Genomic DNA, 15,253 nt, shown 5'->3' with positions numbered 1-15,253 from the left:
ACTATGGGACTCTTCTCTCGCCTGCTCAATCGCCCCGGCGCCCAGGCCGACAGGACGACCGGCTGGTTCGCCCGCGCAGCGGACGACCTCGAGCGCGCCGGACGCGAATTCGCCGACCTCGACGACAAGGAGTTGAGCGAGGCGGCGGGCGAGATCTTCACCTCGGGGGCGGAGAAGGACAACCTGATCCGCTACTGCGCTCTGGCGCGTGAGGTCTCCGACCGCGCCCTCGATGAGCGCGCCTACGACACCCAGCTCAAGGGACTTGTCGGCCTGCTCCAGGCCAACGTCGTGCAGATGGCCACCGGTGAGGGCAAGACCCTTGTCGGGGCGTTGGCCGCGGCCGGATACGCGCTGCAGGGGCGTCGCGTGCACGTGGTCAGCGTCAACGACTACCTCGCGGTGCGCGACCGGAACTGGATGAAGCCGGTGTTCGACCTCATGGGCGTGAGGTCGGCCTCCATCTCCGCGTCGATGAGCGACGAGGAGCGCCGCGCCGCCTACCGCGCGGAGGTCCTCTACGCCTCCGTCACCGAGGTGGGGTTCGACGTTCTCCGGGACCGGTTCGTCACCGACGACGCCCAGATCCGCGTGCCCGAGCGAGATGTCGTCATCGTCGACGAAGCCGATTCGGTGCTCATCGACGAGGCCCGCGTCCCGCTCGTCCTCGCCGGCTCGGCGAGCATCGAAGGCGCGGACGAGAAGATCGCCGCCCTGGTCGAGACACTGGTGCCCGGCCACGACTACGAGATCAGCCCCGACCACCGGGCGGTCTCGCTCACCGACGAGGGCATCGGCACGGTCGAATCCGCGCTCGGGGTCGAACTCTACGGCGAGGACTCGAGCACACTGGCCGCCGTCAACCTCGCCCTCTATGCCAAGACCCTGGTCAAACGGGATGTCGACTACCTCGTCGTCGGCGGCCGGATCAAGCTCATCTCCGCCTCTCGCGGACGCATCGCCGAACTCCAGCGCTGGCCCGACGGGCTCCAGGCCGCCGTCGAGGCGAAAGAGAAGGTGACGACGACCGAGAGCGGCGAGATCCTCGATCAGATGACCGTCGAGGAGCTCATCCACGGCTATTCGACGGTGTGCGGGATGACCGGCACGGCGTTGGCCGTGGGCGATGACCTGCGGGAGTTCTACGACCTCGAGATCGTTCCGATCGACACTCATCTGCCGGTGATCAGGATCGACGAACCCGACCGCCTCTACACCTATCAGGAGTCGAAGGAGCGGGCGATCGTCGAGGAGGTCATCGACAACCATGGGAAGGGTCGCCCGGTGCTCATCGGCACCTCTTCCGTGGCCGAGAGCGAATCACTGGCCGCCCGACTCATCGACAAGGGCATCGACGTCCGCGTCCTCAACGCCAAGGACGATTCGGCCGAGGCCGAGATCATCTCCGCGGCCGGCCGGCCGGGGGCCGTCACCGTCTCGACGCAGATGGCCGGGCGCGGCACTGACATCCGGCTCGCGGGAGACGAGGTCGCCGAGGCGGGTGGCCTGCTCGTCATCGGCGCCGGCCGCTACCTGTCGTCGCGGCTCGACGATCAGCTGCGCGGACGCGCGGGTCGGCAGGGTGATCCGGGCACCTCGGTGTTCTTCACCAGCCTCGAGGACGAGCTGCTGACCCGGGTGCCCGAGATCCAGCGGTTCGTCGCCGAGGGAGACGAGACCGGCCGGATCGATTCGAAGCGGGCTCTGCAGCTGGTCGAACACGCGCAGCGGATCGCCGAGGGCCAGAACACGGCACTGCACCGCGACACCTGGCGGTTCAACGAGCTCATGGCCAAACAGCGCGAGCTCGTGCTCGAACGTCGTCGCCAGCTGCGCACCGAGGGGCATGGGGTCGAGGAGCTCAGGGAGCGCCTCGGCGACCGGGCCGGTGACCTCGAACAGCAGCACGGACGTGAACTCGTCGATCGGTCGCTGGTTGAGGTCATGCTCTTCCACCTCGACGCCCGCTGGGTCGACCATCTGGCCTTCCTCAACGATCTGCGCGAGGGCATCCATCTGCGCACGTTCGCGCGGGAGAAGCCGCATGAGGCGTTCAACACGGAGTCGATCCGCGTCTTCTCCTCGTTCTGGGCCGACGTCATCGACGATTCGGCGCAGACGGTCGAGGACGCGGAATTCACCGCTGAGGGGATCGACCTCGCCTCCCACGGACTCAAGCGCCCGTCCTCGACGTGGACCTACCTGACGACGGAGAGCGCATTCGGCTCGGACATCGAGAACGTCGTCAAGAAGATCAAACGCTGAGCGCTCAGTCGGCGACGACTCCCCTGCGGATGGCGTCGATGGTACGCCGGATCCGGACCGCGGTCTCGGGTCCGACCACCTCGGCGACCTGACCGAGCAGGTCGAGGCTCTGCTTCGCCCAGCGGACGAAGTCTCCGGCGGCGATGTCGGTGCCGCGCAGGGATTCGGACAGATTCTTGCCCTCGGTCCAGCGGTACATCGGCTTGAACAGTCCCCGGTCGGGCTCGGGAGTCGTCGCCAGAGCGTGCTGCTCCTCGAGCAGGAAGAGGTTGCGCCACGTCGCCACCGCCTCGTCCCCCACCACCTTGAGGTCACGGCTCGGAGCGCGCTCGGGACGGATCGGGTCCCCGCCGCGGGACTGGAAGACGAAGCAGGAGGAGAACGCCGCGAGCTCGGGTTCGTCGAGTGCGTCCCAGAGTCCGGCCCTGATCGTCAGTGCGACGAGCAGGTCCCGTTCCCCGTAGATGCGTCGCAGCATGGCGGAGTCGTCGGGCAGGAAGCCGAGGATCCGCAGAACGTCCTGGACGCGGTCGAACACCAGCGCGATCGACGTGGTCCTTCCCTCGATCCTCGAGATCAGGGAGTTGTTCTCCTTGACCAGCTTCGCCGCGCGATTGGCCCAACGGGCGTGGATCTCCCGGTCGGGACAGTCGTGGCAGGGATGGGCACGCAGCAGAGCAGTCAGCTCGGAGACCTTCCGGCTGACCCCGGAACGCTCCTCGGGACCCTCCCACTGGGCGTGCCAGTCGACCTTCCCCTCAGCTTTGGCCTCGGCGAGGATGGTCAGCAGCTGCCGCCGATCACCGGCCTGCCGATGGTTGAACTTCTTCGGCACCCGGATCCGGCCCATCGAGGCCACAGGCTCGGTCACCTCGTGGGGGCGCAGGTGCCACACCTTGCCGGTCTCCGTGAGCACGGTCGGCAGCCGGGACACCCCGTCACGATTGCTCATCGGCGCGATGATGACGGCCGTGCCCTCGACGCGGCGGGTCGGCAGTGTGACGACGTCACCGATCCGCAGGGCGGTCAGCGATTCGACGGTCTCCCGCTGCCGGTTCTTCGACCGGGTCTTCGTCTCCTGCTTCTCCGCATCGGAGATCTGCTGCCGCAGGGAGGCGTACTCACCGAAGTCGCCGTGCTCGCACTGCATCGACTTCTCATAGGCGGCGATGGTCGCTTCGTTCTTGCGGACTTTGCGGGCCAGGCCGACGACGGCCTTGTCTGCCTGGAACTGGGCGAACGAGGTCTCGAGGACCTTTGCGGCCTCGTCCGAGCTCATCCGGGAGAGCAGATTGGCCGTCATGTTGTAGGTGGGGCCGAAGGCGGAGTTGAGGGCGTAGGACCGGTTGGAGGCGAGAGCGGCGAGTTCGCTGACCTCGAAGCTGGGATGCCAGACGACCACGGCGTGACCGATCCGGTCGATCCCGCGGCGCCCGGCCCGGCCGGTCAGCTGCGTGTACTCCCCTGGCGTGATCGACACGTGGGCTTCGCCGTTGAACTTGACGAGCTTCTCCAGCACCACCGTCCGGGCAGGCATGTTGATGCCCAGGGCCAGCGTCTCGGTCGCGAAGACGACCTTGATGATCCCTGCCGAGAACAGCTCCTCGACGAGCTCCTTGAACTGAGGGATCATCCCCGCATGGTGGGCGGCGACACCGAGCAGCAGCCCCTCGCGGAAGGAGTGGAAGCCGAGGATACCGAGGTCGTCGTCGGAGAGTTCATCGCGCAGCTCTTCGAGCTTGCGGTTGACGATGACCTTCTCCTCACGGGAGTTGAGGTCCACACCGCCCGCGAGATACTGCTCGACCGCTTCGTCACATCCATTGCGGGAGAAGATGAACATGATCGCCGGCAGCATCCCCGATTCGGCCAGGGCGGCCACGACCTGCGTGCGGCTGGGCCGACGGAAGCTGGACCGCATCCCGCGTTCGCGCTTCGACCGGGGACCGCCGTAGGTGCGGGTGGCGTGTCCGAGGGCGGGGTCGATGCGTTCGGAGTCGTGATGGGTGAACAGGTCGTACATCCGGTGCCCGACGAGTACGTGGTTGACTAACGGGACCGGGCGATGGTCGGTGGAGATGACGGTGGTCGGCCCGCGCACCTCCCGCAGCCAGGCGCCGAACTCCTCGACGTTGGACACGGTTGCCGACAGGGACACCATCTGCACCCGGTCGGGCAGGTGGATGATGACCTCCTCCCACACGGGGCCGCGGAACTTGTCGGCGAGGTAGTGGACCTCGTCGAGGACGACGAACCCGAGGTCATGCAGGCCGGACAGGTCGTTGTAGAGCATGTTGCGCAGAACTTCGGTGGTCATGACGATGATCGGGGCGTCGCGCCGGATCGTCGTGTCCCCGGTGAGCAGCCCGACGGACTCTTCCCCGTGAACCGCCATCAGGTCGTTGAACTTCTGGTTGCTCAGGGCCTTGATCGGGGTCGTGTAGAACACGCGTCGCCCCTCGGCCATGGCGAGTTCGACCGCGAACTCCGCGATCAGGGTCTTCCCGGCTCCGGTCGGGGCGGTGACGAGGACGTCTTTGCCCTCCTGCAGCTCCCGGCAGGCTTCGAGCTGGAAGTCGTCGAGCGCGAAGTCCATCCGGGCTTCGAAGGCCCCCAAGGGCGTCGTGGCCTCTTCGGCCCGGGCACGGTATCGGGCATAGGCCGCGGAGGGGCTGAGGGAGTCAGTCATTGTCGTCCAGTTCTTCAAGTTCGGTCTCATCGACCCAGAGTCCCTGGGCGATGAGCTTCTTCTTCCGTCTCCGGTCGATGAGCACGCACACGCCCCAGGCCAGGGTGAACAGGGTAAGCATGGGGATGACGAGGAAGAACATCGACATCGCATCGGGGGTGGGGGTGGCGACGGCGGCGAACACGAAGACGATGAGCACGATCACTCGCCACGACTTCCGGATGGTGGCGGCCGAGAGGATGCCCATCATGTTCAGCCCCACCATCAGGACGGGGAGCACGAATGCCAGCCCGAAGACCACGATGATGATCATCACGAACGTCAGGTAGTCCTGCGCCGGGATGATGTTGGCCGCGCCCTCGGGGGTGAAGGAGGTCAGTGCCTTCACGGCGTTCGGCAGGGCGAAGAACGCCATGGTCGACCCGGCGAGGAAGAGCGGGATCGCGGCGGAGAGGAATCCCACCGAGTAGCGCTTCTCCTTCTTCGTCAGCCCCGGCATCACGAAGGCCCACACTTCGTAGAGCCAGATGGGGCAGGAGATGAAGATGCCGATGAAGAACGAGAGCTTGATCTTCATGTCGAACGGAGAGGCGACTCCGGCGAAGTTGATCTGGGCCACCCGTCCGGTGGACTCGTTGATGGTCCGGATCGGCTGCTGCAGGATCGCCAGCACATGGTCGTAGAGGAACCAGCCCGCGACAGCGCCGATCACGATCGCGAGGACCGAGATGAGGACGCGGTTGCGCAGTTCGATGAGATGCCCGAGGACGGGCATCTTCTTCTCAGAGTTCTTGCTCTTGTCTGCCGAAAGCGGTTTCCGGTCGCTGTGTTCCTTCACTTCCCGTGCGTCTGCGGGTCCTGCTTCTCATCGGTGCTGCGCTTGACCCCGGCAGCGTCGGTCGAACCGGCGGCGGGATCGGTGCCGGCACCGGAGTTCAGTTCGCCCGGTTCCGTGGTCTTGGGCTCGTCGTCGCGCAGGTCCTTGACCTCGGACTTGAAGATCTTCAGGGACTGGCCCAGGCTGCGGGCGAGCATCGGCAGCTTCGGGGCACCGAAGATGAGGACGATGACGGCGACGACGATGAGGATGTGGGGCAGGCTTACGTGACCCATGAGGGCGGCTCCTTAGGTAGAACGTGCAGTGACGATTCTACGCCGTGCGGCTGTGCCTTTCATCCTCGAGCCTCTCCAGCGCGGCGGCGATCGCTTCCGGGTCGTCGATCTCCGCGATGACATCGGCGTGGCAGAGCAGGAATCGGCTGAGCCAGTCGAGGGAATGGACGACCATCCTGATGCTCACGCTTCCATCGCCATTCACCGAATATTCACGGTCGAGCAGTTCGAGTTCGTCGGCCAGCCATGCCCCGTCCGCGCTCAGCCGCATCGTCACCTCGCGGCTGGTGTCCTGCGCCGAGGCGGCGGACAGAGGCGGGTGGGACGCCGGCTTCCAGGACCGGATCTTGCTCAGCGCGAACCGACGCGGGGCCTGGACCTCGTAGCACCAGGCGTCGAGGTACCAGTCGGCGCCGGGCACGAGCCGGTGCGGGGCGATGACCCGGGAGGTCAGTTCGTCGCGGGAGGCGACGTAGTAGTCGATGCTCACTGCGGACTCTGCGGCGATGGCGGAGCGGAGGAACTCCATCAGCTCCTCGTCCGCGGGCAGCGGAGAGACCTCGACGGGGGTGTGCAGGTTCTCCCCCGCCGCCTGCCGCAGCTTGCCGGCGGCCGTGCGCACCGCCTCGGCGTCGAGTCCCGGGATGAGGTCGATGAGGTCGAGGGCGAGGACCAGGACTCCGGCCTCCTCCGCGCTCAGCCGCACCGGCACGGAGACCTCCTCGGCGTTGGAGATGTAGATCTTGCCTCCCTCCCAGGAGGCGTCGATGAGGTCGTCGGGCATGTGCCCGGGGCGCCCGGTGACGAACAGGAGCTGCAGATCGTCGATGAGGGTCGCGGCGTCGACGCCGAAGTAGTCGGCGGTCTCCTGGAGGTCGACGCCCGGGTGGGCGTCGAGATAGGGCACCAGGCTGAGCAGCCGGGTCAGACGTTCACGCGCTGAGGACATCGCGGCCTCCCAATCGGTGCAGGGACTTCGCAATCGTGGCGCGCCGATCGGCAACGGCCCGTCTCAGCTCCTCGGGTCCGATCACCTCGACGGCGCCGCCGTAGCTGACGATCTCCGCGGCCAGGGCCGCGGCGTCGCTGTACTCGATGACGATGGCATCGTCCTCGGCTCGGACCTGCCGGCGGCGCAGCGGATCGGCGCGGTGGGCCCGCAGTCGCAGCTTCGCCTCGGCGACGAACGCCATCTCGGAACTCGAGCTCAGCGTCAGGTGCCAGGCGTTGTCGGTGGGGATCTCGTAGTCCCCGGGCTCCCGACCGGAGATTTTGCCCAGCTTTCCCTCGATCCGGCTCAGCCGGAACGTCCGCTGCGCCTGTCGGTCGAGGTCGAAGCCGATCAGGTAGACGCGGTCTCCGCGGCTGAGCAGGGCGTAGGGTTCGAGCCTGACCTTCCGCGGCGCCTGCCCCGGTTTGTGGTACTTGAACCCGATCGCCTCCCGCGCGTTGATGTGTCGCAGGGCGGTGGCGAAGTTCGCGGTCGAGAGCCGGGTCGAGGCCATCACCTGGCTCGCCTGTCCGGGATTCGCCTCGACGAGGTCGATCCCCAGCCCCCTCAGCTTCGTCAGCGCCTGGCCCACGCTCTCCCCAAGCTCGGTGTTCGACCAGAACTGGGCGGCCACGGCCACGGCCGCGGCTTCGGACGGAGTGAGGTCGACATCGCCCATCGCGTAGTCATCGGCCGAGATCCGGTAGCCGGTCTCTCCCTCGTCGCCGTAGGCGTCGTGCTCGGCACGGGTCGCGATCGAGATGCCCATCTGCCGCAGCAGCTCCTTGTCGCGGGAGAACTTCCGGTCGAAGGCCGCTTCATCGAGATCCGCATAGCCGTCGATGACCCGCATCAGGGTGCGGCGGGAGACCCAGCCACGGGCGGCGCGCAGGGCGATGAGCAGGTTCATCAGACGTTCCGTCTGCTGTCTCTGTCTGCTGGGACGAGGAGTGTTCACGATTCCACCGTAGCGCAGACCGGCGATAGTCTTGGGACCATGATCCATTGGCGCAAGGGAATCGTGACGGCGGTCCGCTCCAGGCGGCCCGGCTGCACGGAGGTCGAGGCAGAGCTCGGGCAGCCGCTGCCGGGTTCGGACACCGTGGCCATCAGGGCCATCGCCTACACCGAGGCGGTGGGAGATCCGCAGGTCGGCGACACGGTCCTGCTCAACGTCTCGGCCCTGGCCAAACGACTGGGCACCGGCGGGTTCGGTCTCGTCGTGGCCCTGCCCGAGGCGCTGCCCGCTGATCCCCCGCCCGGCCCCGGGCATCTGGTCAAGGACCGGTACTCGCCGCTCCAGACGATGGTGCTCGGCGTCGACGACCAGGAGTCGGCGCATCACGCGACGCTGGCCACGGCGGAGTCCCTCGAGTCCATGCCGGTGCTGGTCGCGGATCTGCACTCGGCGCTGCCGGCCATCGTCGCCGGGATTCGTGCGGAGAACCCCGACCTCAAGGTCGCCTACGTCCTCAGCGACGGGGCAGCTCTGCCGGCCCCGTTCTCACAGGCCGTCTCCGGACTCAAGGACGCCGGCTGGCTCACCGGCAGCATCAGCACCGGCCAATCCTGGGGCGGGGACCTCGAAGCCGTGACGATCCACACCGGGCTGCTCGCCGCCCGGCATGTGATGGGCGCGGACGTCGCGATCGTCACCCAGGGTCCGGGGAACCTGGGCACCGGCACGAAGTACGGCTATTCGGGCCTCGTCGCCGGTGAGCATCTCAATGCCGCCGCCCTGCTTCGCGGGAGGCCGGTGGGCGTCCTCCGGATGTCGAACGCCGATGGCCGGGGCCGTCATTTCGGCATCTCCCACCATTCCCTGACCTCGCTGACCGAGATCGCCCGGCCCGGGGTGAGCGTTCCCGTCCCCGACTTCTCCACCCTCGCCGAGGCGGACGTCGCCGAGATGGACGCCGACCCCGCCGGTCTCGCCGAGGTCACCGCCGGCCAGCTCGAGCGCCTGACCATGCACGAGCTCATCGACGTCGACCTGGACGGGCTGTGGGCCGCTCTCAAGTCGTGCCCGGTCGGGCTGTCGACGATGGGACGCAGACTGCCCGCCGACGCAGCAGCCTTTCTGGCTGCCGCCGCGGCGGGCAGACTGGTCGCGCAGCGCTGAAATCAGCGCCCGGAGTCAATGACTCAGCGCACGTTCTCGAGGTCGCAGACGAAGATCAGGCTCTCACCGGGCTTGATCACACCGCCCGCTCCCTGATCCCCGTAGGCCAGGTGCGGCGGGATCTGCAGGGTGCGCCGCCCCCCGACCTTCATGCCCTGGATGCCCTGGTCCCAGCCGGCGATGACCATGCCGGAGCCGAGACGGAACTCGAGCGGCGTCCCCCGGTTGTAGGAGGCGTCGAACTCCTCTCCCGTCGAATGGGCGACGCCCACGTAGTGCACACTCACGGTGTCACCGGGGCCGGCTTCCGGGCCGTCACCGATGATGGTGTCGGTGATGACGAGTTCGGTCGGCGCCTCGCCGGGGAATTCGACTTCTGGCTTCTGCTTGCTCATTGTGCTCCTCCTGGTGGTTGACTCTCAGCCCTGGGCCGAGAGGATGTCGATGACGAAGATGAGAGTGGAGTTGCCGGGGATCTTCGGTGGGCTGCCCTGCTCGCCGTAGCCCTTGTCCGGTGGGATGACGAGGACGACCTGGCTGCCGACCTTCTGACCGACGAGGCCTTCGTTCCAGCCGTCGATGACCTGGGCCTGACCGACCGGGTCGACCGCGAAGGGACCGCGCCCCTCCTGCCAGCTCGAGTCGAAGTACTTCGAGGTGTCGTTCCACAGCCAGCCGGAGTAGTGCACGGCCACACTCTGGCCCGCCTTGACCTCCGGGCCGTCGCCTTCGATCGTCGTGTACGACTTCAGCTCCTTCGGCGGCTGCCCCGTCGGCTTCGAGATCGCCGGTTCGCCGTTCTCGGCCCAGGTCACGATCACCGGATTGCCCGACTGATCGAGCTTCTTGCCCTCGGCGCGGGTCTTCGGCTTCTCCGTCTTCTGGACGTCGATGACGTAGACGAGGGTCTGCTTCGGCTGCCCCTGCTGGGCGACCCCGTTGAGGGACATGAGGATCCGCGATCCGACGGGCACGTTGAGGAGCGCGTCGTAGAGGTCCTTCGAGATCTGCGAGCTGTCCATCGGGAACCCGGCCGGCGCTTTCGAGTCATAGCTCGACTCGATGACCTTGCCGGTCGTTCCCGACACCAGGGTCATCTGCGCGGTGACCTGCTCGCCCTCGGCGATCTTCGCCCCGTCGCCCTCCGAGATGACCTTGCGAGCGCTCTCGCCGACGACCAGCGGGGATTCGAAGGACACCTTCGGCTTCTCACCGAATTTGCCCTCGACACCGATGTCCTCGAGGCTGGTCGACTTCGCGTCCTTCGCGGACACCGAGGGTGGGGCGCTGGGCGTCGTCTCGGCCGAATCGCTCTGCCCGCAGGCCGACAGCAGCAGCGCGGCGGCGGCGATGGCACTGAGCACTTGAGTGCGCACGTGGTTCCTTTCTCACAGCTTGTGTGGACCAATTGAGGATCTTACCGGTCTGGCCGACCGCGACTTCTCAGAGTGCTTCTCAGAGACCGGCGATGAGGGCCTCGGCTTGCGGATGGGTCGACTCGAACGGGTCCTTGAGCGCCACCGCCCGACCGGCTTCGTCGTTGAGCCGCAGATGCACCCAGTCGACGGTGTAGTCGCGGCGCGCCGCATGGGCGGCGCGGACGAATTCGCCGCGGATCGCGGCCCGCGTCGTCGCCGGGGCCCGGTCCTTCGCGCGTTGCGCCGCCTCGGCGGGGACGAGGCATTTCGCGACTCCGGCTCGCTCGAGCTTCGGGAACAGGCCGGTGGCCGGGGTGATGTCGTGGTAGGCGATGTCGAGCCGGTGGATCCGCGGATCGGCGATGTCGTCGATGCCCCGGGCCAGGGCCCGGTCGATGAGCGCCTTCTTCATCACCCAGTCGATCTCGTGCTCGACGGCGGTGAAGTCCTGGGATTCGACGCTGTCCAGCATCCGGGTCCAGAGGTCGATCACATAGAAGGCTGTGGAGTCGTCGCCGAGGCTGTGGTCACCGGAGTCGACGATGACCTGGGCCCGATCGCGGTAGTCGGCCAGCAGCCGCAGGGGGGTGATCGTGGAGCCGTCCGTTCGTTCCAGCGGCACCGACCCGGTGAGGTCGCGGGCGACGAGCCGGATGTCGCGCACGGGGTGGCGCAGCCCGTGTTCGGGGATCCGCGCACCCTGCTCGATGAGGTCGAGGATGAGGATCGCGGATCCGATCTTCAGCGCCGAGGTGGCCGTCGACATCGAGGAGTCACCGACGATGACGTGCAGCCTCCGGTACTTCTCCGAGTCCGCGTGGGGTTCGTCGCGGGCGTTGATGATCGGCCGCGACCGGGTGGTGGCCGAGGACAGTCCCTCCCACATCACGTCGGAGCGGGCGGAGAGGCCGAACATCTTGTCGTCCGCGCTGACCTCCTCGTCGGGGTGGAAGGAGGACTTCGTCGGGATGATGGCCCCGGCTCCGACGAGCAGCTGCCGGGAGACGAGGAATGGCAGCAGCACCGAGGTCAGCCGGTTGAAGTCGAGGTTGCGTCGGATCAGGAAGTTCTCGTGGGAGCCGTAGGAGTTGCCGGCGGCGTCCGTGTTGTTCTTGACCATGTGGATGCGTCCGCCCACTCCGTCGGCGTCGATGCTCGACTGCGCCTGCTCCAGGAGGTCGATCATCAGCGCCTCCCCCGCCCGGTCCTGGGTGAGCAGGTCGGTCAGTGAGTCACATTCGGCGGTCGCGTATTCGGGGTGGGAACCGACGTCGAGGTAGAGCCGGGAGCCGTTGGGCAGGAACACGTTCGAGGACCGGCCCCATTCGACGACCGGCCGGAACAGGTACCGTGCGATCTCCTCGGGGCCGATCCGCCGCTGGTCCGCGCCCGGGGTGTGGGCGAGTCCGTATTCGGTCTCGAGCCCGTAGATGCGCGCCATCACTCGTCTCGCATCTCGACCATCGCGGCATCGGTCAGACGCCGGAACGTGCGATGACCCGGAGCGGTGCGGTCGAGCACCGCGGCCTCGAGGTCGCGAGTGGGCAGCGGCCCGGTCGTCGCTTCGGCCAGGGCCCGCACCCCGTGGTTGAAGACCGCGCGCAGGTCGAGCTCGGAGGTGGTCAGCCCGGCGAGCCTCGCCGTGATCGCCTCGGCCTGACCGCCGATGGCCACGTGCTCGGACTCGTCGATGACCGATCCGTCGTAGGAGAGCCGGTAGAGCTGGTCCCCGGCGCCGGTGGCACCGAGTTCGGCGACGACGAGTTCGACCTCGAAGGGCTTCGACTCGGTGGTGAAGACCCCGGCCAGGGTCTGGGCGTAGGCGTTGGTCAGTCCGCGGGCGGTGACGTCGGTCCGGTGGTAGGAGTACCCGCGCAGGTCGGCGTAGCGCACCCCGGCCTGCCGCAGGGTCTCGAACTCGTTGTACTTCCCGACCGCCGCGAAGCCGATCCGGTCGTAGATCTCCGCGATCTTGTGCAGGGTCGGGGACGGGTTCTCGGCGAGGAACAGGATGCCGTCGTCGTAGCGCAGGACGACGACGGACCGGCCGCGGGCGATGCCCTTGCGGGCGAAGTCCGCCCGGTCCTTCATCAGCTGCTCGGGCGAGACGTAGAACGGTGCCTGGCTCATGACTGTGCCCTCCTGGTCCGGCGCTCCACGATCTCGTCGGCGGCCGCGAGGATCCGAGCGGCCTCGACCTCCTGCACTCCGCCGACGGTGTCGACCGTGAAGACGGTCGGCGCGATCCGGCGCACGAAGTCCGGGCCGCCCGTGGCCGAATCCTCGTCGGAGGCGTCGAACAGGGACTCGACGGCCACCCTGATCGCGGCATCGGCGCTGAGCCCGGGCTCCCACAGCTTCTTCAGGGCGCCGCGGGCAGGTCCCGAGCCGGAGCCGATCGAGTGGAAGCGGTGCTCTTCGTATTTGCCGCCGGTGACGTCGAAGCTGAAGATCTGCCCGCCCGGGGCACTGTCGTCGACGCCGGCGAACAGCGGGACGACGGCCAGGCCCTGCAGCGCCATGCCGAGGCTGCCGCGCAGCATCGAGGCCAGGCGGTTGGCCTTGCCCTCGAGCGACAGGCGCGCGCCCTCGATCTTCTCGTAGTGTTCGAGCTCGAGCTGGAACAGGCGGATCAGCTCGAGAGCGAGGCCGGCGGTGCCGGCGATCCCGATCACCGAGGAGTCATCGGCCGGGTGCACCTTCTCCATCGCGTGCGAGGCGATGACGTTGCCCATCGTGGCCCGTCGGTCGCCGGCCATGAGGACTCCCCCGGCCGTCTTCAGGCACACGATGGTGGTGCCCTCCGGCACCTGGGAGTGCAGTTCGGAGGCGGTCATCCGCGGCAGCGCCTCGGGGGCCGCGGTGCGTGCGAACTCGATGAAGGAGTTGCTCGTCGAGGTGAGGAAGGCAGGAGGGAATCCTGCCATCTCACTGGCCGCCCTTCTGCACGAAGTTGCGGACGAACTCTTCGGCGTTGGACTCGAGGACGCTGTCGATCTCGTCGAGGATCGAATCGACGTTCTCGGTGTTGATCTGCGCGGATACGGCTGCAGGAGGATCGGCAGGGGGCTCCCCGGCGCCGCCGGAGTGGTCCTTGTTGATCTGTTCGTTGGAACTCATCTCATACCTCGTCATCTCGGTTGGTCTCAAGTCTAGTCACTCCCAGCGCCCGCAGAAGCTCCTCGCCGCTGTGGACGTCGGCCAGTCTCCGCTCGAGCAGCTCCCGGTTGCCCTTGAGGGGTTCCGACATGGGCAGACGCACTGTTCCATAGGCACCGGCGTCGAGCACGAGCGAGTCCCAGCTGGCCGCGATGAGGGAGTCGGAGAACCGGGTCACCGCCAGTGACCGCAGGTAGGCGCGAGTGCCCTCCGGCGGGGTCACGACGGCGCGTTCGACCTCGGCGTCGGTGGTCATCCGGCGGATCCTCCCGGCCTTCTCGAGGCGATGGAAGAGACCCTTCTCCGGTCGCACGTCGTGATACTGGACGTCGATGAGCGCCAGCTTGGGATGGTCCCAGTCGATGTCCTCCCGCTGCCGGTAGCCGTCGAGGAGGGCCCATTTCGCCACCCAGTCGATCGAATCGGCCAGGGACCTGGGATCGGTGGCGAGTCCGTCGAGGAACCTCCGCCATTCGGCGAGCACTTCCTGGGTCTCGGCGTCGTCCCCGGCGTGTTCGGCGCAGGCGGCGAAGTAGATCTCCTGGATCTCGAGCGCCGTGCGGGTCGTGCCGTCGCTCAGCGGCAGGGAGGCGGACAGTGTGAGGTCGTGGCTGACGTCCCACAGCGACTGCAGAGGGTCGGCGAGTTCGAGCTGCGGCGCCAGTCCCGCCTCGATCAGCCCGAGGACCAGGGAGGTCGAACCGAAGCGCACGAACGTGGACGGCTCGGCCAGGGTCGCATCGCCGAGGATCACGTGGAGGCGGCGGTACTTCGCGGGGTCGGCGTGCGGCTCGTCACGGGTGTTGACGATGGGTCGGCGCAGAGTGGTCTCGAGGCCGACCTCGGCCTCGAAGAAGTCGGCCCGTGACGAGATCTGGAAGCCCTTCTCCTCCCCCTCCCGGCCGATGCCGACGCGTCCGGCCCCGCACAGGATCTGGCGGGTGACGAAGAACGGGATCAGACCCGCCACGATCGCGTCGAAGTCGATGCCGCGGTCGACGAGGTAGTTCTCGTGGGCGCCGTACGAGGACCCCTTGGAATCGGTGTTGTTCTTGTACAGGTTGACCGGTTCGGTCGACGACGCGAGCCGGCGCACCGAAGCCAGGGCGACGAGGTCCCCGGCACGGTCGTAGGTGACGAGATCGCGCGGGGTGAGCACCTCGGGCGAGGAGTACTCGGGGTGGGCGTGGTCGACGTAGTAGCGGGCCCCGTTCTCGGTGACCACGTTGGCCAGGTACTGGGCCTCCACCGATTCCTGTGGCAGGTGGGTGAGCTGGGAGATGTCGGCATCGGCGATGTTCATCAGGAACCCGCGGGCGTCGGCCAGCGGGGATTCGGTGGCGAAGTCCCAGAAGTTCTGGGAGGACTTGAGGCCGCGCGGTCCCGCGTAGGCGTCGACGACCCGGGCGGAGTCGCGCATCGGGTTCGCATGCGGGTTGTCCGGCTGCGAGATCCCGAACTCGGTCTCGGAACCCATCACACGGTGCACACTGATC

14 protein-coding genes are annotated in these 15,253 nt (G+C 67.5%); 2 read left to right on the top strand and 12 right to left on the bottom strand.

The features are described from left to right. The first annotated feature begins 3 nt into the window (after window positions 1-3). A complete protein-coding gene (gene secA2 / locus RIT73_RS01425) occupies window positions 4-2,265 on the top strand; it encodes an accessory Sec system translocase SecA2 (RefSeq protein ID WP_309130265.1) in 2,262 nt (753 codons plus the stop codon). Between the two features lie 4 nt (window positions 2,266-2,269). Here secA2 and RIT73_RS01420 read toward each other — a convergent pair whose 3' ends face one another. Genes RIT73_RS01420 through RIT73_RS01400 form a run of 5 tightly spaced genes read right to left on the bottom strand, consistent with a single transcriptional unit; the run spans window position 2,270 to window position 8,016 of the window. After that, window positions 2,270-4,954 (bottom strand): DEAD/DEAH box helicase, encoded by a 2,685-nt coding sequence (locus tag RIT73_RS01420; RefSeq protein WP_309130264.1) that lies wholly within the window; start codon window positions 4,952-4,954, stop codon window positions 2,270-2,272. After that, window positions 4,947-5,729, bottom strand: coding sequence for a twin-arginine translocase subunit TatC (tatC, locus tag RIT73_RS01415; RefSeq protein ID WP_375294962.1), 783 nt, complete (start codon window positions 5,727-5,729; stop codon window positions 4,947-4,949). Before tatC ends, RIT73_RS01420 begins: the two co-directional genes overlap by 8 nt. 59 nt (window positions 5,730-5,788) lie before the next feature. Next, window positions 5,789-6,067, bottom strand: a complete 279-nt coding sequence (gene tatA, locus RIT73_RS01410) for a Sec-independent protein translocase subunit TatA (RefSeq protein WP_309130262.1) — start codon at window positions 6,065-6,067, stop codon at window positions 5,789-5,791. Window positions 6,068-6,104: 37 nt separating this feature from the next. Next, window positions 6,105-7,016 (bottom strand): WYL domain-containing protein, encoded by a 912-nt coding sequence (locus RIT73_RS01405; RefSeq protein ID WP_309130261.1) that lies wholly within the window; start codon window positions 7,014-7,016, stop codon window positions 6,105-6,107. After that, window positions 7,000-8,016, bottom strand: a complete 1,017-nt coding sequence (locus tag RIT73_RS01400; protein WP_309130260.1) for a WYL domain-containing protein — start codon at window positions 8,014-8,016, stop codon at window positions 7,000-7,002. Before RIT73_RS01400 ends, RIT73_RS01405 begins: the two co-directional genes overlap by 17 nt. A gap of 39 nt (window positions 8,017-8,055) precedes the next feature. Between RIT73_RS01400 and RIT73_RS01395 the strand changes: the two genes are divergently transcribed. Next, window positions 8,056-9,180, top strand: a complete 1,125-nt coding sequence (locus RIT73_RS01395) for a DUF3866 family protein (RefSeq protein ID WP_309130259.1) — start codon at window positions 8,056-8,058, stop codon at window positions 9,178-9,180. A gap of 23 nt (window positions 9,181-9,203) precedes the next feature. On the opposite strand, the gene RIT73_RS01390 is transcribed toward RIT73_RS01395, so the two are convergent. The 7 genes from RIT73_RS01390 to dop form a co-directional block, all read right to left on the bottom strand. Continuing rightward, a complete protein-coding gene (locus RIT73_RS01390; RefSeq protein WP_309130258.1) occupies window positions 9,204-9,575 on the bottom strand; it encodes an FKBP-type peptidyl-prolyl cis-trans isomerase in 372 nt (123 codons plus the stop codon). A gap of 24 nt (window positions 9,576-9,599) precedes the next feature. Next, complete coding sequence (locus tag RIT73_RS01385) at window positions 9,600-10,556, bottom strand: FKBP-type peptidyl-prolyl cis-trans isomerase (protein WP_309130257.1); 957 nt, start codon at window positions 10,554-10,556, stop codon at window positions 9,600-9,602. Between the two features lie 79 nt (window positions 10,557-10,635). Beyond that, on the bottom strand, window positions 10,636-12,039 hold the full coding sequence (pafA, locus tag RIT73_RS01380) for a Pup--protein ligase (protein ID WP_309130256.1): 1,404 nt from the start codon (window positions 12,037-12,039) through the stop codon (window positions 10,636-10,638). Further along, window positions 12,039-12,728, bottom strand: a complete 690-nt coding sequence (prcA, locus tag RIT73_RS01375; RefSeq protein ID WP_309130255.1) for a proteasome subunit alpha — start codon at window positions 12,726-12,728, stop codon at window positions 12,039-12,041. The genes pafA and prcA overlap by 1 nt, the downstream gene beginning before the upstream one ends. Beyond that, window positions 12,725-13,525 carry a proteasome subunit beta gene (gene prcB / locus RIT73_RS01370; protein ID WP_309130254.1) on the bottom strand — a complete coding sequence of 267 codons (801 nt, stop codon included), beginning with the start codon at window positions 13,523-13,525 and terminating at the stop codon, window positions 12,725-12,727. The genes prcA and prcB overlap by 4 nt, the downstream gene beginning before the upstream one ends. Before the next feature lies 1 nt (window position 13,526). Next, the gene (locus tag RIT73_RS01365; protein ID WP_309130253.1) at window positions 13,527-13,718 is read right to left on the bottom strand and encodes a ubiquitin-like protein Pup; all 192 of its coding nucleotides are present in this window, start codon (window positions 13,716-13,718) and stop codon (window positions 13,527-13,529) included. 1 nt (window position 13,719) lies between these two features. Further along, window positions 13,720-15,234 (bottom strand): depupylase/deamidase Dop, encoded by a 1,515-nt coding sequence (dop, locus tag RIT73_RS01360; protein ID WP_309130252.1) that lies wholly within the window; start codon window positions 15,232-15,234, stop codon window positions 13,720-13,722. Window positions 15,235-15,253 lie beyond the last annotated feature (19 nt).

The sequence above is a fragment of the Brevibacterium sp. genome (assembly GCF_031179145.1).
GTDB lineage: Bacteria > Actinomycetota > Actinomycetes > Actinomycetales > Brevibacteriaceae > Brevibacterium.
Note: the sequence above shows the minus strand (reverse complement) of the source record. Positions and strands in the feature narration are given on the sequence as shown.